The 20,814-nt window shown below is 67.5% G+C and carries 15 protein-coding genes, 1 tRNA gene and 4 pseudogenes; 13 read left to right on the forward strand and 7 right to left on the reverse strand.

The genetic code is table 11. From position 1 onward, the window contains the following. On the reverse strand, positions 1 to 182 hold a 182-nt coding region (locus tag LJE69_RS04475), incomplete at its 3' end, for a hypothetical protein (protein WP_296921924.1). Positions 183 to 700: 518 nt separating this feature from the next. On the opposite strand from LJE69_RS04475, the gene LJE69_RS04480 reads away from it, so the two are divergent. Beyond that, entirely contained in the window at positions 701 to 2,545 is a 1,845-nt protein-coding gene (locus LJE69_RS04480; RefSeq protein WP_296921926.1) for a carbon-nitrogen hydrolase family protein, read from the forward strand. A gap of 444 nt (positions 2,546 to 2,989) precedes the next feature. On the opposite strand, the pseudogene LJE69_RS04485 reads toward LJE69_RS04480, so the two are convergent. From LJE69_RS04485 to selD, 5 genes and pseudogenes are all read right to left on the reverse strand, one after another. Further along, a pseudogene (locus LJE69_RS04485) lies at positions 2,990 to 3,362 on the reverse strand (transposase); the annotation flags it as partial. A 131-nt stretch (positions 3,363 to 3,493) separates the two neighbouring features. Continuing rightward, positions 3,494 to 3,661 (reverse strand): annotated as a pseudogene (locus LJE69_RS04490) (integrase); the annotation flags it as partial. Between the two features lie 389 nt (positions 3,662 to 4,050). Further along, positions 4,051 to 4,341, reverse strand: a complete 291-nt coding sequence (locus LJE69_RS04495) for a hypothetical protein (RefSeq protein WP_296921928.1) — start codon at positions 4,339 to 4,341, stop codon at positions 4,051 to 4,053. 616 nt (positions 4,342 to 4,957) lie between these two features. Beyond that, positions 4,958 to 5,689: a CAP domain-containing protein gene (locus LJE69_RS04500; RefSeq protein WP_296921930.1), complete on the reverse strand. Its 732-nt coding sequence runs from the start codon at positions 5,687 to 5,689 to the stop codon at positions 4,958 to 4,960. A gap of 57 nt (positions 5,690 to 5,746) precedes the next feature. After that, positions 5,747 to 6,745, reverse strand: a pseudogene (gene selD, locus LJE69_RS04505) (selenide, water dikinase SelD); the annotation flags it as partial. Positions 6,746 to 7,248: 503 nt separating this feature from the next. Here selD and fdnG point away from each other — a divergent pair. The 8 genes from fdnG to LJE69_RS04545 all read left to right on the forward strand — a co-directional run bounded on the left by fdnG (position 7,249) and on the right by LJE69_RS04545 (position 17,223). After that, positions 7,249 to 10,332, forward strand: a complete 3,084-nt coding sequence (gene fdnG / locus LJE69_RS04510) for a formate dehydrogenase-N subunit alpha (RefSeq protein ID WP_296921932.1) — start codon at positions 7,249 to 7,251, stop codon at positions 10,330 to 10,332. Positions 10,333 to 10,341: 9 nt separating this feature from the next. Beyond that, entirely contained in the window at positions 10,342 to 11,235 is an 894-nt protein-coding gene (fdxH, locus tag LJE69_RS04515; protein ID WP_296921934.1) for a formate dehydrogenase subunit beta, read from the forward strand. Then, positions 11,232 to 11,852 carry a formate dehydrogenase subunit gamma gene (locus LJE69_RS04520; RefSeq protein WP_296921936.1) on the forward strand — a complete coding sequence of 207 codons (621 nt, stop codon included), beginning with the start codon at positions 11,232 to 11,234 and terminating at the stop codon, positions 11,850 to 11,852. Before fdxH ends, LJE69_RS04520 begins: the two co-directional genes overlap by 4 nt. Further along, complete coding sequence (gene fdhE, locus LJE69_RS04525) at positions 11,852 to 12,787, forward strand: formate dehydrogenase accessory protein FdhE (protein WP_296921938.1); 936 nt, start codon at positions 11,852 to 11,854, stop codon at positions 12,785 to 12,787. The genes LJE69_RS04520 and fdhE overlap by 1 nt, the downstream gene beginning before the upstream one ends. A 161-nt stretch (positions 12,788 to 12,948) precedes the next feature. Beyond that, a complete protein-coding gene (gene selA / locus LJE69_RS04530; protein ID WP_296921939.1) occupies positions 12,949 to 14,409 on the forward strand; it encodes an L-seryl-tRNA(Sec) selenium transferase in 1,461 nt (486 codons plus the stop codon). A 141-nt stretch (positions 14,410 to 14,550) separates the two neighbouring features. Then, entirely contained in the window at positions 14,551 to 15,039 is a 489-nt protein-coding gene (locus tag LJE69_RS04535) for a hypothetical protein (protein ID WP_296921941.1), read from the forward strand. Between the two features lie 97 nt (positions 15,040 to 15,136). Further along, positions 15,137 to 17,047 (forward strand): selenocysteine-specific translation elongation factor, encoded by a 1,911-nt coding sequence (gene selB, locus LJE69_RS04540; protein ID WP_296921943.1) that lies wholly within the window; start codon positions 15,137 to 15,139, stop codon positions 17,045 to 17,047. 80 nt (positions 17,048 to 17,127) lie between these two features. Continuing rightward, positions 17,128 to 17,223: transfer RNA gene (locus tag LJE69_RS04545), tRNA-Sec, on the forward strand. 56 nt (positions 17,224 to 17,279) lie between these two features. On the opposite strand, the gene LJE69_RS04550 is transcribed toward LJE69_RS04545, so the two are convergent. Beyond that, complete coding sequence (locus LJE69_RS04550; RefSeq protein ID WP_296921945.1) at positions 17,280 to 18,725, reverse strand: sigma-54 dependent transcriptional regulator; 1,446 nt, start codon at positions 18,723 to 18,725, stop codon at positions 17,280 to 17,282. Positions 18,726 to 19,054: 329 nt separating this feature from the next. Here LJE69_RS04550 and LJE69_RS04555 point away from each other — a divergent pair, with 329 nt between their 5' ends. The 4 genes and pseudogenes from LJE69_RS04555 to LJE69_RS04570 all read left to right on the forward strand — a co-directional run. Further along, positions 19,055 to 19,219: an aminotransferase class V-fold PLP-dependent enzyme gene (locus LJE69_RS04555; protein ID WP_296921947.1), complete on the forward strand. Its 165-nt coding sequence runs from the start codon at positions 19,055 to 19,057 to the stop codon at positions 19,217 to 19,219. 12 nt (positions 19,220 to 19,231) lie between these two features. Beyond that, positions 19,232 to 19,951: pseudogene (locus LJE69_RS04560) on the forward strand (cysteine desulfurase family protein); the annotation flags it as partial. Then, complete coding sequence (locus LJE69_RS04565; protein WP_296921949.1) at positions 19,939 to 20,094, forward strand: methionine adenosyltransferase domain-containing protein; 156 nt, start codon at positions 19,939 to 19,941, stop codon at positions 20,092 to 20,094. The pseudogene LJE69_RS04560 and the gene LJE69_RS04565, both read left to right, overlap by 13 nt. Positions 20,095 to 20,449: 355 nt before the next feature. Beyond that, positions 20,450 to 20,814 (forward strand): hypothetical protein (locus LJE69_RS04570; protein WP_296921951.1); only part of this gene is annotated, 365 nt, incomplete at its 3' end.

Raw genomic sequence — 20,814 nt, forward strand, 5'->3', positions numbered from 1 at the left:
CGCCGCTCCAGGTAGACATGCTTGCTCTGGTGCAGCACCAGCCCGCCGGCACCGCCGTCAGGGCGGATGAGGTCCAAGGTGTAGTGGGCCGTGTGAGCGCGCGTCTCGTCACCATCCTCAAGCGCCCGGGCGCACGCCGCGCAGCACCCCGGCGCATGCACCTGCTCGGCGTCGATCGGCAAGACCTGCGTGCGACTGTGCCCCGGCGCACCCTTGCGCCGCCCGGGCTTGCCGCCGCCTTTTCGGCTGCCTTTGCGCCCTCGCGACGCCACCCCAGGCACCGGTTGCTCGGCCTGTTGACCCGCTGCACCGCCCGACGCCGAGCCACCATCGCCGTCGCCGTCATCATCCTCGCGCCCGTCCTCGAGCAATCTTGCCGCACGACGCGAGCCTGCGTCTCCAATGCTCTGATTCGGCGCAAGTGACTTCACAGTCGCGTCCAAGGAGAGGGGACTAAACGGTTACTCTATGGTAGCGTCGATCCCATGCGGCACCATCGCCACCCTTTATCCGCTCGACGGAAGACCTTTACCTACCGCTGGCGCCGTCGGGATGCCGCATGCGCAGTAGCATCGACCCTTCTGATCCCATTTGGAGACACGGAGATAACTAACGCGTATATTCAGCGAGTTGACAGGTCCTGACGAGCGTTTGTTGACGTGATTTTTCGTGTGTAACTTTCTGTTTTCGAGGGTATATCATGTTGCGATTGGCAGGCAAGCTGTTGGTTCTCAGTTGCATGATTGCCAGCCTGATGGTTGGCGAGGTGGCGCTGGCGCATTCCGGCGTGCCGCCGTTCAAGGCCGCGGCGGTAGCCTATGACCCGCAATGGGGTGATCTGGACGGAAACATCACCCGCATTGCGGCGGCCGTCAATGAAGTTGCGGATTCGGGGGTGCGGCTCATGGTGTTCCCGGAACAGGCCACGATCGGCTATATCTTTGATGATTTCGACATGGTGCGTCAGTACCTGGACACGATCCCCGGCAAGACAACCGATGCCATTGCCAAGGTCACGCGCGAGCGCAACGTCTTCGTATCGGTAGGGATTGCCGAACTGGACGCGGAATCCGGCTTGGGCTACAACTCAGTCGCGCTGATTGGCCCTCAAGGCTACATCGGCAAATACCGCAAGCACGGGCTGAACTCGCAGGACCAGCGCTGGGTGGCGCAAGGCAACCTGGGCTTTCCGGTGTTCGACACGGAGCTAGGCCGCATCATGTTGCTCATCTGCTACGACGATACCTACTGGCAGTATGGGCGCCTGGCAGCCTTGCACAACGTCGATGTGATCGCCTGGTCTAGCGCTTCGGACCGTGTCATGCCGGGCACCCCCAAGAGCCAGTCCACAGGCAACCATTCAACGGTGGCCAACGTCCAGTACCTTTCAAAGTACAGTGGCGCTTGGGTGGTGGCCGCGACCCGCAACGGCATTGAGACAAACCCGATAACCGAGCAGAAGCTGTACTACAACGGTGGCTCAAGCATCTGGACGCCCACCGGCAATAAGGTTGCACAGGCAGAGGTGCTTCCACCAGAGACCTTCAAGCCCGGCCTGAACGGATTTGTCACGGCCGAGATTGACGTGTCCCTGGCCACACCGGTGCGCGAGGCGTTGCTCTCGCGTCGTCGCCCGGAACTGTATGGCCTGCTGGCGCTGCACCGGGCGCCTACCGACGCCAATGCCTCGACGACGGCCTTTCATCCGATCCTGGCTGCACAGGCCGCGGATGACGCCGCTAAGCCCCTGGCATATGAACCGCCGCCCGAAGGCGGCTTGCTGGTATTGCCCGCGTTGTTCGGCAGTGGTCCGCAGGCGATCCAGGGTATGCCGAAGCTCGAGCCTGAAGGCGGGCCGTCCGAAGCGTTCATGGCCTCTCTGGCCGAGAAAGGCAAAGGCTTTGTGGTTGGTTCCTATGCAGAAGAGAAGGACCAGCAAACGTTCCACACCGTAGCTTTGGCCGATCCGGCGGGCAAGATCATCGCCCGGTATCACGTCACCCATCCTGCGCCCGACCAGGACTGGGTCAAACCGGGCAAGAATTTCGTGGTGGTGCCGACCGCGATTGGGCGTATCGGCCTTGTTCTCGCTGAGGAGTTGGCTGTCTCCGAGGTATTTGGGCATCTGAGCGCGCAGCGGGCCGATATCATCGCGGCGCCAGCGCGCCAGTTGGACGGCTTAACCCTGCAGATCGATCCCAAGTTATTCGTTGTGCCGCACCCGCAAGACACGCCGTTTGAACCCTATGCGGCGGCCAAGCTCAGCCAGACTTGGCTGGTGGCTGCAGGCTGGAGTGGCACGACGCCTTCGGCGTGGATTTTCGGTCCGGAACCGGTCATCGAGACCGCACCGATGCGCAATGCGGCCGGCAAGAGTCGGGTGCAACGCAAGGTCGTGGTACCTTGGCCGGGCACCTGGATCAATCAGCAGCAGTTGGTCGATGGACAATTGCCCTATAGCACTGTGCCAATCGTGCTAGATGCCAAGGGTGAGTGCTACCAGAAATGGAGTCAGGCGCCAGGTTGGGAGCGTGTCTGCTGGTAGTAAGATCGTTTGAGCGCTGCGGCGGCGGCACAGAGTGGGAGCGCGCGACGAGCATCGGCGCCGATTGTGCCGGTGGGTGGTGCGGTCGCAAAGCCTGTTTTTTGCGGTCGCCCGCAGGGTGGCAGCGGCGAGCAAGACCGGCTTTTGGTGCGCAGGCACAAAGCCGCCCGTGCACCGACGAGCCGATGCATGCGGGAGGCCGCCACCCGATGGCTCGTGGTGATGGCGCTCATGCGGCCTGACCGATGGGCGGCAGTGGCACGCGGGGCGCGTGGTCTCTGGCAAAGCGCTCGATAAGCACCATGGGTGCGCCGCAGCAGGGACAAAGGCGGGCATTGTCGGGCAAGCGACCCTGCGCGACATCCTCCCAGGTGGCGACAAGCGCGGCAATGGGCGAGGACAGCGGGGCCGCACGCAGCTCCCGCGCCCGCATCAGATTGTGGACCGGGTGGCATTGGCCAGCAGGCCGTAGTGGTAGATGCGGTGGAACCCTGGGGGCGGGACATGCAAGAGGAAGCGGCGCATGAACTCCTCCGCCGGCGGCGTCATTGGCTTGTAGCGACAGCGGCCCTTGGCTCGGTAATCCTTGAACTGAAACGTGACCCCTGGCTCATCAACGGCGATCAGGCGGCTGTTGGCGATGGCCACGCGGTGGGTGCAGCGCGACAGATAGGTCAGCACGTCCTCTAGACCCGCGAAGGGGCGCTTGGCGCAGAGCACCCAGTCGGTCTGAGGCAAGCGGTGCGAGCCAGGCGGTGAAAGCCTGCGCCTCGCCGAGCCCGGCGTGCTCGCCGAAGAACGTGAGCTCACCGGCCTGTTGGGGCGCCGCGCGTTTCTTGGCACCTTGAGCTGGCCGAGGCTCAGGTGTCCGGCCTGTTGCTCGCGCCAAGCGGGACCGTCGTCGCGGAAGATGTCCGCAACCTCGAGACCCACCGTGGCATGGTCGGCTCAGGCGGGCAGCGCTGCCTCTTGGGTCAGGCACTCCAGCGGACTGGTGACCTCAGCGAGCGTGCGCGTTGCCACCTGCGCATACAGCGCCGCGGTCTCCAGCTTCTTATGCCCAAGCAGCAACTGGAGCACGCGGATGTCCTCTTTGTGCTCGAGCAGGTGGGTGGCAAAGCTGCGGCGCTAATGCCGGGAACAGCATTAGCGCCATAATCTAGGGTGGCGGGCAATACCGGGTACTGTCAGCGTCCTGCGCTGAGTTCCTTTTCGCTCAGCAGGTCACTGGTAAGGCCGTGATTGTCGGCCCGGCATTATTCTGCTCGTTTCCCCGTGGCGAGTCATCCGATCAGCCACAGAGGAATCAGCATGAACGAGCACCGCGGCCCCAGAGCGGTTGTCTGGGAGACATTGCAGGCGGGCCTGTTGGCCCCATCTCAACGCGCTCAGCCGGGAGCGCTCCGAGCGTGGATACGCGATCACGTCATCGAACTAGGCCCTGCGATTGTTCGCTGCATTGGTTGCTTGGCTTTGCCGTGGGACGTCGGCGAAGCCCGCGGTCGCTATCTGCGCGACGCCTCGCTCTCCTCGACCGCTTGCGCCTCGTCCATTTTCTGATGGGCCGCCTGAATCGCCGCCGCGGCTTCCGCCTCGGCCTGATCGCGGGCACGCATGTTCGCTTCGGTGCGATTCGCATGGAACTTGTCGTCTGCCGCGGTGGCAGCGTTAATCTTCTCGCGCATGTTCGCCTCCGCCGCAGCGGCTTCCTCCGCTGCTGTCTGCGCCACAACTGGTCCGGACAGGAAGGTGCTTGCAGCCGCGAGCGTGGCGAAAATCAGGTGCTTGGCTGTCATGGTCGTGGTTCTACAGGTAGCGATGCTGACGCAACAAGGGAATCAGCAACTATCCGCGCATCGCCTCATGAGTCAACCCCCCGGAGGTCCGCGGCCGAGCGATCAGACCACTCAGCACGGTCCGGATTGCGTGGCTCGCGGCAGGTGTTGCCCACGCAGCGGGCCAGGAACTGGACTGAAGCAGAAGAGGGACGACGCTTGCGTCCGGTTATGTACAACCGGTGCTTGACAGGCGCTGTGAACCACAACGGCGACTACCGCACTTAGCCTTCGCTCGCCGTGGCTCTAATCTTGGGGAATTGACAACCCTGTTCGCGCTGATAAACCATCGCGGGCTCGAAATCGTCCCGCATCGCCACCCCCGGCCGGGTCCCACGCCGGATCAGCTGCTGCGCCTGATGTGCTTGCCGCTCAAGGGATGCCGTTTCCGGGCCTCTCGATTCGGACTGAGGCGAGGTGGTGCCGGCAACCGTGCCCGCGACAAATGGCGCGGGGATTGACAGAGTTAGAGCGGCGATTGACAGAACGTTGGTCATAGCGCTCTGAGCGCCGGTTGACGGTGGATTTACTCGCGCGCCACCTCTGAATTCCCACTATGTGCCCGCGCTCGCGCGGCTCACCGCCCGCGCAATCGCAGCTCACCGCCACCGCCGCGCTCGATCCGTAGCGCGGCGCCATCGTCCGGCGTCAGGCGCTCGCCGCCTTGCTCGTGCGGCCATTGGACGCGTAACTCCGCGGGCTCGCAGGTGTAATGGGTGCGGGTATAGCGTGGTGGAAGCCGGTAGCGATCCTCTCCGACGCGGTAGGTGATGGGGACGTCTGCCGCATTGCGGATGCTGAACGAGCGGCGCAGGGACTCGGGGCGTCCGAAGATCTGTACCGCGTACCAGCGACCGCTGTCCGTGCCTTGGGCGACGCCGACGCCGGTCTCGGTGAGCGACGCTAGCAGCATGTTGCGCCGGTGCTCGGCTGAAGTCTTCCAGCCTTGGGTGAACGCCTCGCTCAGCCCCTCGGTGGTGAAGCCGGCGGAGCTGAATTGAAAGGCGATGTTCTCCGCGATGGCGCAAAAGTCGTAGCCAGCGGCCCTGACGCGCTCCGCAGGCGTGCTGCCGCCCGCTCGGTGACCGAAGCGGCCGGTGCGCGCCATGAATCTGGCAAAGTCAGCCGCCGCCTTCGCGAGCCGCGGGTCCACCTGCAATGGTTCCCGGTCCTGTTGCTGGCGAAAGGCATTCGTCGCCTCGACGATGCCGGCCGCCGCCTGTGTCGGATCAGGGGCCTGGTCCAAGCTCGGGGCCGCGTGCGCCATGGCCGGCAGCGCCGTAAGGACGGCGGCTGAGGCAAGCAGCACGAGCCATCGCGGTCGCGGCGCCGGCGGAAGCGGCCACATGTCAACGGCCTGCCCGGGCTAGGCGTCGATGTCGCCGGCGGTGAGCATGATGCTGACGCCCTGCCGGTCCAGTAGGCGGCCCACGGGCCGAGCGGCGACATCGGCGACGGCGAACGCTGCCAGCGCGGCCTCCAGGCGTTCCGGCGGGAACGCGATCAACAGGCCGCCGGAGGTCTGCGGGTCGGCGATCAGCAGCGTCTGCCAGTCCATCAGGGCCGGGTCCAGATCGATGTCCGCGGCGTAGGCCGTCAGATTGGCTCGCGCGCCGCCCGGAAAGAGGTCAGCCTTGGCCAACGGGCGGGCCTCGTCCAGCACCGGGATGGCCGGCCAGTGCAGGCGTGCGGTCAGGCCTGCCCCGCGGGCCATTTCCGCCGCATGTCCCAGCAGGCCGAAGCCGGTCACGTCCGTCGCTGCGTGGGCGCCGTGGGCGAGCATGACCTCGGCCGCGCGTTGGTTCGGTGCGAGCATCAGGTCGGTGACCCGCCTAATGCCGTCGGCGCCGAGGCGGTTGTTCTTGATGCCCGTGGTCATGACGCCGATGCCGAGGGGCTTGGTCAGCACCAGCACGTCGCCCGGCTGCGCGCCGCCCTTCAGCACCAGCCGGTCTGGATGTCCGACACCGGTGACGGCTAAGCCGAATAGCGGCTCCGGGTTCTTGACCGTGTGCCCCCCCACCACCGGTACGCCGCAGGCGGCGGCCGCGTCCACCAGCCCCGTCTGGATCGCCGTCAGGACCGTCAGCGGCAGCGTGCTTTGCGGGAAGCCGGCGATGGACAACGCCGAGACCGGCCGTGCGCCCATCGCGAAGATGTCCGACAGGCTGTTGATGGCCGCGATGCGGCCGTAGTCGTAGGGATCATCGACGACCGGCGTGAACACATCCACGGTGGTGACGACGGCGAGGTCGTCGGCGACGCGCACGACGCCGCAGTCGTCCGGATTATCGAGCCCGACGACGATGTCAGGATGCCTGATCGGCGGCAGCTCGCGCAGGACCTGCGACAACTCGGCGGGGCCGAGCTTGGCTGCTCAACCGGCGCAGGCGGCGAGCTGGGTCAGTTTGATGTCCGTGGAAGTCTCCTGCGTGTTGCGCGCGTTGTTGGCGCAGATCGGGACGTGGGTCGAGGATAGCACTCGCGTTCGATATGGGGTCAAGGGGGCCGGCCGCGGGACGCGTCCGCGTCCTCGGTCGTCGCGCAGGGTGGACAGGTCCAGTGCAGTCCGCCATTGCCCCTGGGTTCCGCCGCGCGGCGGGCTCCCGCCACCCGCGGATGCACCTCCTGCATAGGGGATGACGCCTCGTGCGGGGTGCTGGATCCGGGCTTGCTGCGCGGACATTTTGACCTGCCGCAGCCCCACAGAAGCCGTGACACGGGACAAAATGTCCAGGGCGGCAGCGTCAGCCTCCTGGTTTTGGTAGGCCAGACAAGGATATGGCATCCTGGCGCAAGGATTGCTCTGCGTCGGGTTCCGAATATCCCGATCCAATACCGATCCAAAACATCAGATTGGAGGAACCGGTGGAGCTTTCCCGACGACACTTCTTCAAGGTCTGCGCCGCCGGCGCGGGCTCGACGAGCCTGGCGATGCTGGGCTTCTCGCCCGCGGAAGCGCTGGCGGAGGTCAGGACCTTCAAGCTGGCCCACACTACGGAGACCCGCAGCACCTGTCCCTACTGCTCGGTGAGCTGTGGGCTGATCGTCTACAGCCTCGGCGACCGGGCGAAGAATGCCCGCTCGGAGATCATCCACATCGAGGGTGATCCGGACCATCCGGTCAACCGCGGCACGCTGTGCCCGAAGGGTGCCGGGCTGCTGGACTTCGTGCACAGCGAGAACCGGCTGCGCCACCCGGAGTACCGCGCGGCAGGCTCCAGCGAGTGGCAGCGCATCTCCTGGGACGAGGCCTTCACGCGCATCGCGCGACACATGAAGGACGACCGCGACGCCAACTTCATCCGCCGGAATGAATCCGGACAGACCGTGAACCGCTGGCTCACGACCGGCATGCTCGCGAGCAGCGCTGCGAGCAACGAGACAGGCTGGCTCACGGTGAAGATGGCCCGCAGTCTGGGCATCGTATCGCTCGACACCCAGGCGAGGATCTGACACGCGCCGACGGTGGCAAGTCTTGCCCCGACGTTCGGCCGCGGTGCCATGACCAACCATTGGGTCGATATCAAGAACGCGGATGTCATCATCATCATGGGCGGCAATGCCGCCGAGGCCCATCCTTGCGGCTTCAAGTGGGTGACCGAAGCGAAGCAGCATCGCGGTGCGACACTGATCGTCGTCGACCCGCGCTTCAATCGCTCCGCGGCGGTGGCGGACGTCTACGCGCCGATCCGCTCGGGCTCCGACATCGCCTTCCTCGGCGGCGTCATCAACTACATGCTGAGCAACGACAAGATCCACCACGAGTATGTCCGCAACTTTACCAATGCGGCCTACCTGGTGCGACCGGACTTCGGCTTCGAGGACGGCCTTTTCACCGGCTATAACGCGGACACGCGCAAGTACGACCGCGATACCTGGGACTATCAGCTCGGCGAGGACGGTTACGTCCAGATCGACGATAGCATGCAGCACCCGCGTTGCGTGCTGCAGTTGATAAAGCGCCATTACAGCCGCTACACGCCGGAGGTGGTGAGCAAGGTCTGCGGCACGCCGCAGGAGGACTTCCTGAAGGTCGCCGACCTGATCGCGAGCACCAGCACGCCGGACCGAGTCATGACCATTATGTACGCGCTCGGCTGGACGCAGCACACCACCGGCTCGCAGAACATCCGCTCCATGGCGATGATCCAGCTGTTGCTCGGCAACATCGGCCGGGTGGGGGGTGGCGTGAATGCGCTGCGCGGGCACTCCAATGTGCAGGGCATCACGGACATGAACCTGGTCACCAATGTATTGCCCGGGTACATGAAGCTCGCCAGCGACGACGAGCAGGATTTCCAAGCCTATCTGGATGCCCGCTCGCCGAAGCCGCTGCGGCCGAACCAGATCAGCTACTGGCAGAACTTCCCGAACTTCTGGGTTTCTCTGTCCAAGGCCTTCTACGGCGACGCCGCCAACCAGTACAACAACTTCCGTTATGACTGGTTCCCCAAGCTGGATCAGCCGTACGACGTGCTGCACATGTTCGAGCGCATGTACCAGGGTCAGATGAACGGCTTCATCAGCCAGGGCTTCAACCCGCTGGCCGCGGTGCCCTGCGTACAGAAGGTCCGTGAGGGGTTGTCGAAGCTGAAGTACCTGGTCGTGATCGACCCGCTGGCGACGGAGACCTCCGAGTTCTGGGCCGACATGGGCGACTACAACGAGGCGTCCCCGTCGGAGATCCAGACCGAGGTGTTCCGGCTGCCGTCCACCTGCTTCGCCGAGGAGACCGGCTCCTACACCAACTCCGGCCGGGTGTTGCAATGGCACTGGAAGGCGGCCGACCCACCGGGCGAGGCGAAGCCGGACACGGACATCATTGCCGGCATCTTCTACACGCTGCGCCGGCTGTACGAGGACGAAGGCGGCACCTTCCCGGAGCCCGTCGTCAACCTGAGCTGGGAATACGGTCACCCGATGGAGCCCGCCCCCGAGGACCTGGCGAAGGAGTTCTCCGGCCGCGCGCTCGCGGATGTCGCCGACGCCGGTGACCCGCCCGTGATCCTCGCCAAGGCCGGCGAGCAGCTGAGCGGCTTCGGTCAGCTGCGCGCCGACGGCAGCACCGCCTGCGGCAACTGGCTCTACTGCGGGGCTTGGTCCGAGGGCGGCAACCTGATGGCGCGGCGCGACACCTCGGACCCGTCCGGCCTCGGCTTCTACCCGGACTGGGGCTATGCGTGGCCGGCGAACCGGCGCGTGCTCTACAACCGTGCCAACTGCGACATGCAGGGGCGGCCCTGGGACCCGACCCGGGCGACCATTCACTGGAACGGCAGCAAGTGGGTCGGCAACGACGTGCCGGACATCAAGGCGACCGCGGCGCCAGCGGAAGACGTCGGCCCCTTCATCATGCACCCGGACGGCGTCGGCCATTTGTTCGCGCTGAAGAGCATGGCCGAAGGGCCGCTGCCGGAGCACTACGAGCCATTCGAGACGCCGTTGCCCGCCAACCCGATGCACCCGGACAACCCGCTCGCGCTGAACAACCCGGCGACGCGGATCTTCGCATACGACCGCGAGCAGCTCGGGACAGCGGACAAGTTCCCTTACGTCGCAACCACCTACCGGCTCACAGAGCACTACCACTACTGGACCAAGAACGTGCTCGCCAACAGTATCCTGCAGCCGTCCCAGTTCGTCGAGCTGGGCCAGGAGCTGGCCGCCGAGAAGGGCATCAAGGACGGCGATCAGGTCAAGGTGATGTCGAACCGCGGCTACATCCGCGCGGTGGCGGTGGTCACGAAGCGCCTGAAGCAGCTCGACGTGGACGGGCGCAAGGTGCACACGGTGGGCATTCCCATCCACTGGGGCTTCATCGGGGTGGCGCAGAAGGGCTTCCTGGCGAATCGGCTGACCCCGTTCGTCGGCGACGCCAATGCGCAGACGCCCGAGTTCAAGGCGTTCCTGGTGAACGTCGAGAAGATCGTGCCCACGGCGCAGGCGTAGGAGGCAAGCATGGCATCACTCGACATCCAAGCCCGCTCCGCCACCACCACGCCGTCGCCGGGCGTACGGGACTATCCCGACGTCGCCAAGCTGATTGACATCTCCAAGTGCATCGGCTGCAAGGCCTGCCAGGTGGCCTGCATGGAGTGGAACGACCTGCGCGATGTCGTCGGCGAGAACACCGGCAGTTACCAGAACCCGCCGGACCTGGACGCCAAGTCCTGGACCCTGATGCGGTTTTACGAGGTGGAGCCGGAGCCGAACCGCCTGGAATGGCTGATCCGCAAGGACGGCTGCATGCACTGCGCGGACCCGGGCTGTCTCGCCGCCTGCCCATCGCCAGGCGCCATCGTCAAATACAGCAACGGCATCGTCGACTTCAACCAGGAGCACTGCATCGGCTGTGGCTACTGCATCACCGGCTGTCCGTTCGACATCCCGCGCATCTCGCAGACGGATCACAAGGCGTACAAGTGCTCGTTGTGCTCGGACCGGGTCGCGGTGGGCCTGGAGCCCGCCTGTGTGAAGACCTGCCCCACCGGCGCCATCACCTTCGGCAGCAAGCCGGACATGATCGACTACGCCGTCGATCGAGTGAGGGATCTGCAAGGGCGCGGCTTCAAGAACGCCGCGCTCTATGACCCGCCCGGCGTCGGCGGCACGCACGTCATGTACGTGTTGCAGCATGCGGACCGCCCGGAGCTCTACGGCCTGCCCCAGGACCCGACCATCAGCCCGCTGGTCGAGCTTTGGAAGGGCGTGGCGAAGCCGGTCGCCATCGGCGTAATGGCGGCGGTGGGCCTGACCGCCCTGTTCCACTACATCACCCGCGGCCCCAACGCGGTCTCGAAGGAGATTGAAGAAGACGAAGAGCGCAAGGCGAAAGAGGAGCAACAGGTATGAAACGCGACCCCAGAGACCTCGTGCGCTACACGGCCGGAGAGCGGATCAACCATTGGATCGTCGGCATCAGCTTCATCCTGCTCGGCGTCTCCGGCCTGGCGCTGTTCCACCCGGCCTTCTTCCCGTTCACGATGCTGTTCGGCGGCCCGACCTGGACGCGCATCCTGCATCCGTTTCTCGGCGTGCTGATGGCGGTATTCTTCGTCTTCATGTTCTTCCGCTTCCTGAAGAATAACCTGATGCGGCGCATCGACTGGCAATGGATCGGACGCATCGGCGAGATGGTGGATGGCAGTGATGAGACCATGCCGGCGCAGGGCAAGTACAACGGCGGCCAGAAACTCTTGTTCTGGCTGTTGGCGCTGTGCATGCTGCTGCTGATCCCGTCGGGGATCCTGCTCTGGCAAGTCTATTTCGACTTCTCGGTCGAGGCGCGGCGCTGGGCGGCCGTCATCCATTCCGCCGCGGCGGTGGTGATGATCTGCCTCATTTTCGTGCACGTCTATGCTGCCATCTGGGTGAAGGGCACCATTCGCTCCATGTGGTACGGCACCGTCACCCGCGCTTGGGCGAGGCAGCACCATCGCAACTGGTACGAGGAGGTGACCAAGTCCTGATGTCGGCCCCTAAGATCCTCCAGCCCGGCGAGATCGAGGCCTTCTCGTCGGCCATCCCGCAACTGCACCCGCCGGCGGCGGACCTGTTCCGTGCCCGCGCCGGGCGCCTGCGGCGCATTGCGCCCGACCACAGCCTCGCGGCCTACTTGGGCTTCATCGCGGCCATCGCCGATTGCCAGCAGTCGCTGCTGGAAGGCCTCTCGGACCTGCCGGAAGCGGCGTCGCGTCACATCGAGCGGCGCCGCGAGCACGGGCTGCCGCCGCTCGCCATCGACGGCTGGCCGCGGGACCCGGTCTGGCGTGGGCTGGCCAGAACCCTGGCGACCGAAGTTGCCGGAGATGCACCGGCGCAGGCGCAGGCCGTCATGGATCGCATCGCCGGCAGCAGCGACGACTGGCTAGAGGACCAGGCATCGGCGCTGCTGGCGCTCGACCTGGCGCGCGTGGATATCGCCGCGTCGACCATCATCGGCGCCGCGTTGCAGGTCTACTGGGTGCGGCTCGCGCGGGGATTCGATCCCACGGGCGTCGCCCGCCCCGATCCGCCGCGGCTCTGCCCGGTCTGCGGCGCGCATCCGGTCGCCTCCGTCGTCCACATGGGCGGCACCGACGACGCGCTGCGTTACCTGGTCTGCTCGCTCTGCGCGTCGCACTGGTACCTGGAGCGGGTCAAGTGCAGCAACTGCGCAAACACCCGCGACCTCGGCTATCACGCGGTGGAGAATCCCAAGTCCGCAATCCGCGCTGAATCCTGCCCCGACTGTCATAGCTACCTGAAGGTGCTCTACCGTAACTTGCTGCCGGAGCTGGACCCGACGGCCGACGATCTGGGATCGCTCGCCCTGGATTGGCTCATGAGCGACGAGGGCTATGCCCGCAGCGGCGTCAACCTGATGCTCCTGCAAGCGGCCCCGGCGCCACGCGAGGCCCATTGAGATCAAGCGGCGGACGCTGTTAGGTTGGATGAGCGAAGCCAAATCCACCATCAGGGCGTGATGCGGGGTCCTGGCGAAGGTGGACTACGCTGCGCTTATCCATCCTACGGCCGCGGCCCGCAATGTAACCAATACTTGTGTAAACGTCGTTGAACAAGCCGGTGCAGACTGTTGCTGATCAGGACACGGCCGGTGCCGGGCCCGCGGCGCAGGCCGCGTCCAACCTGTTCGCGCTCCTGCCCTCGGTGGACCGCGTCTTGGGTTGGCCGGGCGTCGCGGTGCTGATCGAAGGGCACGGCCGCGCGCAGGTCACCGACGCGGTGCGCGAGATTCTTTCCACGCTGCGCCAGGCGGCAGCCGATGGCAGCCTGGCCCCACGGCAGCTCGCCGAGTCCGCGCTGATCGACCGGCTGGCGAGCACGCTGGCGGAACGGGACGCACCGCGCCTGTGCCCGGTTTTCAACCTTACTGGCACGGTGTTGCACACGAACCTGGGCCGGGCCACACTGCCCGAGGAAGCCATCGCCGCGCTGGTGGATGCCGCGCGCAGCCCCTGCGCGCTGGAGTACGACCTTGCGACCGGCGGCCGCGGAGACCGCGACGACATCGTCGAGGGCCTGCTTTGCGAGCTGACCGGCGCCGAGGCGGCCAGCGTCGTCAACAACAACGCCGCCGCGGTCGTCCTGCTGCTGAACGCGCTGGCGTTGCGCAGGGAGGTGCTGGTCTGCCGCGGCGAGCTCGTCGAGATCGGCGGCGCCTTCCGCGTGCCGGACATCATGCGCCGCGCCGGCGCCAAGCTGCGCGAGGTCGGCACGACGAACCGCACGCACCTGAAGGACTTCGAAGAGGCCATTGGCCCGCGCACGGCGCTGCTGATGAAGGTGCACACGAGCAACTACGCGATCGAGGGCTTCACCAAGTCCGTGCCGGAGCCGGAGCTCGGCGCCCTGGCGCGGCGCGCGGGCGTGCCCTTCGTCGTCGATCTCGGCAGCGGCACGCTGGTGGACCTGGAGCGCTATGGCCTGCCGCATGAACCGACACCGCGGGAGTCCTTGGGCGCCGGCGCTGACCTTGTGACCTTCAGTGGCGACAAGCTGCTCGGCGGCCCGCAGGCCGGTATCCTCGTCGGTCGCGCGGCACTAATCCAGCGCATCAAGAAGAACCCGCTGAAGCGGGCACTGCGGGTCGGCAAGCTCACGCTAGCCGCGTTGGAGGCGGTGCTGCGGTTGTACCGCGATCCGGACCGTCTGGCCGAGCGGCTGACCGCGCTGCGGTTGCTGACCCGTTCGGACCGTGACATTCGCGCCCAGGCCCTGCGGCTCGCCGAGCCGCTGGGTCGGGCGCTGGCGCACTGGCCGGTGCAGGTCACGGTGGAGCCGACCCTGTCGCAGATCGGCAGCGGCTCGCTGCCGGTGGACCGGCTGCCGAGCCACGCACTGGTGATCACGCCCACCCGCCGGCGTGGGGCCGGACTGAAACGGTTGCAGGCGGCGCTGCGGGACCTGCCGACGCCGGTCATCGGCCGCATCGCCGACGGCGCGATGCGGCTCGACCTGCGCTGCCTCCCGGTCGAGCGGGAAGACAACTTCGTCCGTCAGTTGTCAGCGCTGACCGACCACTGACCCGGCGGCCGCCGCGGCTGCCGGGCGCAAGGCGTGCTCCGTGTCGGGCCGCCTCGCTGGATACGCCTTCATGCAGAGGTGATTCGGCGGTGTCGCGCGTGCCGCGCATCCGACGCATTCGACCCTTCATGGAGACCACCGATGCCACGCCGAGCCTTCCTGAAGTCCAGCGCCGCCCTTGCCGGCGCCGCGATGTTGCCTGTTGGTGCCACGTCCGCGCTCGCGTCCGCGGCCCCTCCGGCTTCCCTATCCCACGACGAGCCCGGCTGGCGGCTGTTCGAGCTCACGAGCCGCGTCCGTGAGACCGCCCGGCGCATCACCGCCGACCGCGACGGCGACCTCGCCAAGGCCCGCGCCATCTACGACGGGGTCGTCGAGAACACGTTCCGCGATCCGGCCGTCCGCGGCTGCGGCCTCGGCGACATCCGTTTCATGCTGGAGACCCGCAACCTGAGGGAGATGAACTGGCTCGCCTACAACGACGCCCATGACTTGGCGCTGCCGGGCTCCGAAGGCGCCGCGCTGCCGTACCTGATGTACCCGCAGGCGGAGGTGAACGGCGAGCGGCTGGATCCCCTCGACCCGGCGAGCTTCCGCTATCAGCTCCGCTCCCGCGAGCTGACGGCCTGATGCCACTGGCTCGCAACCCGGCGCGCCGGCGCCCCCAGCAGCCCGCCCGCGATCCCGCCCCGGGCGTCGCTGCGCCGCGGCGGCCGAGGTGGCCGGCATGATCATCGGCACGGCCGGTCACATCGACCACGGCAAGACCGCGCTGGTCCGCGCGCTGACCGGCGTCGAGACCGACCGGCTGAAAGAGGAGAAGACCCGCGGCATCAGCATCGAGCTCGGCTACGCCTACCAGGATCTACCCAACGGCGACGTGCTCGGCTTCATCGACGTCCCCGGGCACGAGCGGCTGATCCACACCATGCTTGCCGGCGCCGGCGGCATTGATTTCCTGCTGCTCGTCGTGGCCGCCGACGACGGCGTGATGCCCCAAACCCGCGAGCACCTGGGCATCGTCGACCTGCTCGGCATCGAGCGGGGCGCGCTGGCGCTCACCAAGATCGACCGCGTGGACCCCGCCCGCGTCGATGCGGTCGCCGCCGACGTCGGCGCCCTGCTGTCGGGCACCGCGCTCGCCGGCATTCCGGTGTTCCCACTCTCGGCGCAGACCGGCGACGGCGTCGAGGCGCTGCGGGCGCACCTGTTCGATGCGGCGATGACGCTTCCCGAGCGCGACACGGACGGCGACTTCCGCCTTGCCGTGGACCGCAGCTTCACGTTGCAGGGCGCAGGCACCGTGGTCACTGGGACCGTGTTCTCCGGGTCCGTCGAGGTCGGTGCGACGCTGACGGTCTGCCCCGGTGGCCGGCGCGTACGGGTGCGGGGGCTGCACGCGCAGAACCGGCCGGCGCAGGCGGGCCGCGCGGGCCAGCGTTGCGCGCTGAACCTGGCCGGCACGGACAAGACGGCGGTGGCACGGGGCGACTGGATCGTCGCGGAGCGGCTCTGCGTCCCCGTCGACCGCCTCGATGCACGAGTCTGGCTATCCGCGCAGGCCCCGCAGCCGCTGCGGCAGTGGGCGCCGGTACACCTGCACCTCGGTGCCGCCCGCGGCATGGCGCGCCTGGTACTGCTGGAAGGAGACAGCCTCGCGCCCGGCGCCTCCGCGCTGGTGCAGGTGGTGCCGGATCGACCCATCGGTGCGCTCTACGGCGACCGTTTCGTGATCCGCGACGTCGAGGCCCGGTATACGCTCGGCGGTGGGCGGGTGCTCGACATCTTCGCGCCGACCCGCAAGCGGCGCACGCCGGAGCGGCTGGCCATGCTCGCGGTGTTGGAAACCCCGTCCGTGGCCGGGCGCCTCGCCGGAGTCATCGACCTCGCGGCCTGGGGATTGGACCTGCAACAGCTCGCGGTAGCCTGGAACAGGCCGCGTCTCGGCAACGAATTGCCGGGCGACTGCCGCCGCATCCAGACTGCCAGGCACGACTACGCTGTGGCAGAATCCGCGTGGCAGGGCGTCGGGCGGCGTCTGACGGAGGGGCTTGCGGTCTACCACGAGCGTGCGCCGGAGGAGCTGGGTCCCGACGCTGCCCGCGCGCGGCGCATGTGGCTACCGAAGTCGCCGCTGCCGCTGTTCGACGCCCTGGTGGACGACCTGATCGGCCGCGCAGCGGTCAAGCGCACCGGGGCCTGGCTGCACCTGCCGGGGCACGACCTGTCGCTCAGCGCTGCCGAGCAGGCCGTGGCCGAGCTCATCCTGCCGCTGCTGCGGGCCAGTCCGCTGGAACCGCCCTGGGTGCGGGACATCGCCCGCGAGCTGGACCTGGACGAGACCGAGGTGCGCGCGCTGCTGCGCCGGATGGCCGGACAGGGGCAGTTGTTCCAGATCGTGCGCGACCTGTTCTTCGTGCCCGAGGCGCTGGCGCGGCTGGTGGCGACGGTCCGGGAGCTGGAGGCGGAGCAGGGCGGCGCCAGGGCCGCGAGCTTTCGTGACCGCACCGGCCTCGGCCGCAAGCGCTGCATCCAGATCCTGGAGTATTTCGACCGCGTCGGCCTGACCCGGCGAGTGCGCGATGTCCATCGGCTGCGCGCGGACAGCCCGCTGGCACGGTCGGCGCCCTTGAGCTAGCGTCGCGGCAGCTAAAGCGTGGTGCGCCCGGCCGCCCCAGGCGGGGTGGCCCGCAGGTCATCTGGACCCGCATGTCATCTGGAAAGGAATCGCCTCCGGTGGGGCGGCCGGGCTTCAAACCCGGTTGGGGGTGTCAGACGCTCCCGGGTGGGTTCGACTCCCACTCCTTTCCGCCATCTTCCTTGCGCCCGGTCCTACTGCCGCAGCGCAGTCCACCACAACGCGGGCGGACCTATTCCTGGCCCGGTTCCGCCCGCTGCGCCCACTGCCTGAGCTTGCGCTCCACGGTCTTGCGCGAGACGCCGAGCATCGAGGCGGCGAGGTTGCGGTCGCCATTGGCCTCGCCCAGCACCCGCAGGATGTGCCGGCGCTCGGCCGCCGCCAGGCTGCGGTCGCCGTCGCTGTCCGGCAACTCGCTGTCGCCCTCCGCCGCGCGGCCGAGGCTGTGCAGATGGTCCCGCGGCCGCTGCCCCAGCAGCAGGCAGCGTTCGACGACGTTGCGCAGCTCGCGCACGTTGCCGGGCCAAGGATGGGCGCAAAGCAGCGCCAAGTCCTCGTCGTCCAACGCCGGCGGTGCGACTCCCAGCTCCGCGGACAGGGTCCCGATAAAGAAGCGGGTCAGCGCCGGGATGTCGTCGCGGCGCTCGCGCAGCGGCGGCAGCCGCACCTCCAGCACGTTCAGCCGATAGTAAAGGTCCTCGCGGAATCGTCCGGCGCGGACCTCGGCGGCGAGATCGCGGTTGGTCGCGGCGACGATGCGCGCGTCCACGGTCACCTGCGCATTGCCGCCGACTGGGCGGATGCGCCGCTCCTCCAGCACCCGCAGCAGCTTCGCCTGCAGGCCGAGCGGCATCTCGCCGATTTCGTCCAGGAACAGGGTGCCGCCGTGGGCATGGCTGAACAGGCCGTCGCGGGCCTGATGGGCGCCAGTGAAGGCGCCCTTCACATGACCGAACAGTTCGCTCTCCAGCAGCTCCGCGGACACGGCGCCGCAGTTGATGGGCACGAATTCGCCCTGCCGCCCGCTGCGCTCGTGGATCGCCTGCGCGGCGAGCTCCTTGCCCGTGCCGGACTCGCCCTTGATCAGCACCGTGGACCGCATCGGTGCGACCCGGTCGATGATCCTGCAGAGCGCCTTCACCGGCTTGCACTCGCCGACGAGGCCCGCCGCGGCATCCTGCGCGGGCTCTGCCGGACCCGCCGAGGTCCGCCGGACGGGGCGCGCGATCGGCGGACCCGGCGTTGCTGCGGCCCGGCGCGCCAGCACGCGCTCAACCGCCCGCTCCAGCTGATCGATGCCGCAGGGCCGGACGAGGAAATCGGCGGCGCCGGCGCGCAGCGCGGCCACGGCGGCGTCCATGTCGGGGGCTTCGGCGATGACGATGAAGTCAAGGGCAGGCTGGGCGTCGCGCAGGCTGCCGAGCAGATCCAGATCGGCCGGCTCGGGTGATGCGGCGATGATGATCCGGTGCCGGTCGGCTTCCCGCGCCGCAACATCTGCGGCCTCCACCACCGACAGCGCCGTCAGCACGGGCGAAAAGCGCCGGCGCAATGCATGGCCGATGAAGCTGCCGCGGGTGGCCTCGGGGTCGGCGACCAGCACCAGGAGCTCCGGCGCGTCAGCTGCCCCCGCGGGGACACTGGCACGAGCCCCTTCTCCCGTTCCGGGATTCGACATCTGTTACTCCTCCTGCCTCTGGTGAACGCCGGCGTTCAGCGCCGGTCTATCGATGGCGGCCGGTTCCGCCCGCGGAGCGTGCATGCCGTGCCGCGAGATGCAGGCCGTAACCCGTGTGGGCGCGGTCAGTCCGGGGCCGCTGCCAATAGCTCACGGGTTGTCCACTTCCGCCTGATGACGAAATGTTGTGTATCGCGAGCTATGCTTCCACCCCGGACTGGCATCAAGGGTACATTGCCGCGGCGAACTGCGAGCGCCTTTGTGCGAGCGAGAGCGTTGCTTTTCTGCGATGTGCGTGTCCCAGTGCAGCCCGAAACCGGGAGCGAACCTTGCCCCCGCCGCCGGCACCAACACTGGTCTATCTCGATCACAATGGCACGACGCCGGTCGCTCCGGATGTCCTGGACGCGATGCTGCCGTTCTTGCGAAGCGGATTCGGCAATCCGTCATCGGCAACGGCGCTGGGTCGCCGCGCCCGGGATGCCATCGAGTAGGCGCGCGCGCAGGTCGCGGCGCTGATTGGTGCCGATGCCAACGAGATCATCTTCACCAGCGGTGGCGCGGAGGCCAGCAATTACGCGATCCTCGGTTTCGCCGGGGCGCCCCCCGCGGGGCGCCGGCGCATCGTCACGAGCACGGTGGAGCATCCGGCCACCGACATGCCCTGCGGCCGGCTCGCCGGCCGCGGCCTCGAGGTCCGGCGCGTGCCGGTAACGCGGACTGGGCTGCCGCGGCTGGACGAGGCCGTCGCCGTCATCGACGATGACGCGGCCCTGGTGACGATCCTCCATGCCCAGAACGAGATCGGCACCGTCCAGCCCATGGCCCGGCTCGCCGCGGCCGTCCGCCGGCGCGAGGTAGCGATTCACCTGGACGCGGCCCGGTCCCTCGGCAAGATACCACTGGATGTCCGGGCCATCGGCGCCGATGCGATGTCCATCGCCGGGCACAAGCTCTACGCCCCCAAGGGCATCGGCGCCCCCTACCTGCGACGCGGCTGCGAGCGGCCGAGCCCGCTGGCCGGCGCCGGACAGGAGCGGGGCCGGCGGCCCGGTACCACGAACGTGCCGGGCATCGTTGGGCTGGGGTGTGCCTGCGAGATTGCGGCGCGGCGCCTCGCGGCTGACGCCGAGCGCATCGCGGCCCTGCGTGAGGCGATACGCACGAAACAGGGCTGGTTCCCGAGGAGCGCATCGAACAGGGCCTCCGCGAGGTGTTCCCGTTGACCCCCTGGGGCATATTTGTGCATCTGGATCTTGGGCGGCCCATCTACCGCAAGGCGGCGACGTTCGGTTACTTCGGCCGTGAGGAGCCGGAGTTCACCTGGGAACGGGTGGATCGGGTGCCGGCTCTGTTGGATGCGGTGTAATGCCGACGACGCTGGCCCATTCAGCCGCCATCTTGGCGGCTTGGGTCAAGCGCCTGGCGCGCAAAGTCGCGCTGCGGATGCTGGAAGCCACTACGCTGTCACTGGTACAACGTCCTTGGCAAGCATACTCTTTCACCAACGTTTTCAGGCGCGAGACAGACTAGGTTCGACTCGGTGTTTCGCCTAGGCTGCACAAGGGCAGACCATTATCCGCGAGACCGCCGGAAAGCCCGCTCGTACGATCCGGGCCTGGGCGGACGAGCCGCCGGCCGGATCGTACACGCGGGCTTTCCGTTCGGTCTTTCGCTGAGCGGATCAATCGTCAGTAGCCGGTCTCGCGCCCCCTTTCTTCAAGATGCTCATCGAAGACACCTTTCGCGACGAGCTCGCTGGCTTTACCCGCCACGCCAAAGTCACCGCCGACGACCTGCGGCTGCTCGTGTCCCGAATCGACTGGCGCGGTGACCACGCTCCCGCGCTCGCGCGGGAGCACCTGACGCAACGCCTGGGCGAGGCGCTCGCGGCCGCGGAGGCGCTTGCCGCAGAAAAAGCGATCCCCCTCCAACGGCTTTGGCGCAACCTCGTTGCCACGGCGAGCCAAGGTGACGAAGGTGTTTACCGGCTCCTCCTCGATCATGCGGAGCGGCTGGGCCAGAAGCCGTTGGGTGACGCCCAAGGCCAGATCCGTGAGGCGCTTGCCCCGACCGACCCGACGACGGC

Origin of the sequence: Thiohalocapsa sp., from assembly GCF_022340605.1 — a bacterium.
Lineage (GTDB): Bacteria > Pseudomonadota > Gammaproteobacteria > Chromatiales > Chromatiaceae > Thiohalocapsa.

What these genes read in the sequence shown, in the direction of transcription:
- LJE69_RS04480 (WP_296921926.1), top strand. Translation starts at nt 701, where the DNA reads ATGTTGCGATTGGCAGGCAAGCTGTTGGTTCTCAGTTGCATGATTGCC.
- LJE69_RS04495 (WP_296921928.1), bottom strand. Translation starts at nt 4,341, where the DNA reads ATGACAGCCAAGCACCTGATTTTCGCCACGCTCGCGGCTGCAAGCACC.
- fdxH (WP_296921934.1), top strand. Translation starts at nt 10,342, where the DNA reads ATGGCATCACTCGACATCCAAGCCCGCTCCGCCACCACCACGCCGTCG.
- LJE69_RS04520 (WP_296921936.1), top strand. Translation starts at nt 11,232, where the DNA reads ATGAAACGCGACCCCAGAGACCTCGTGCGCTACACGGCCGGAGAGCGG.
- fdhE (WP_296921938.1), top strand. Translation starts at nt 11,852, where the DNA reads ATGTCGGCCCCTAAGATCCTCCAGCCCGGCGAGATCGAGGCCTTCTCG.
- LJE69_RS04535 (WP_296921941.1), top strand. Translation starts at nt 14,551, where the DNA reads ATGCCACGCCGAGCCTTCCTGAAGTCCAGCGCCGCCCTTGCCGGCGCC.
- selB (WP_296921943.1), top strand. Translation starts at nt 15,137, where the DNA reads ATGATCATCGGCACGGCCGGTCACATCGACCACGGCAAGACCGCGCTG.
- LJE69_RS04550 (WP_296921945.1), bottom strand. Translation starts at nt 18,725, where the DNA reads ATGTCGAATCCCGGAACGGGAGAAGGGGCTCGTGCCAGTGTCCCCGCG.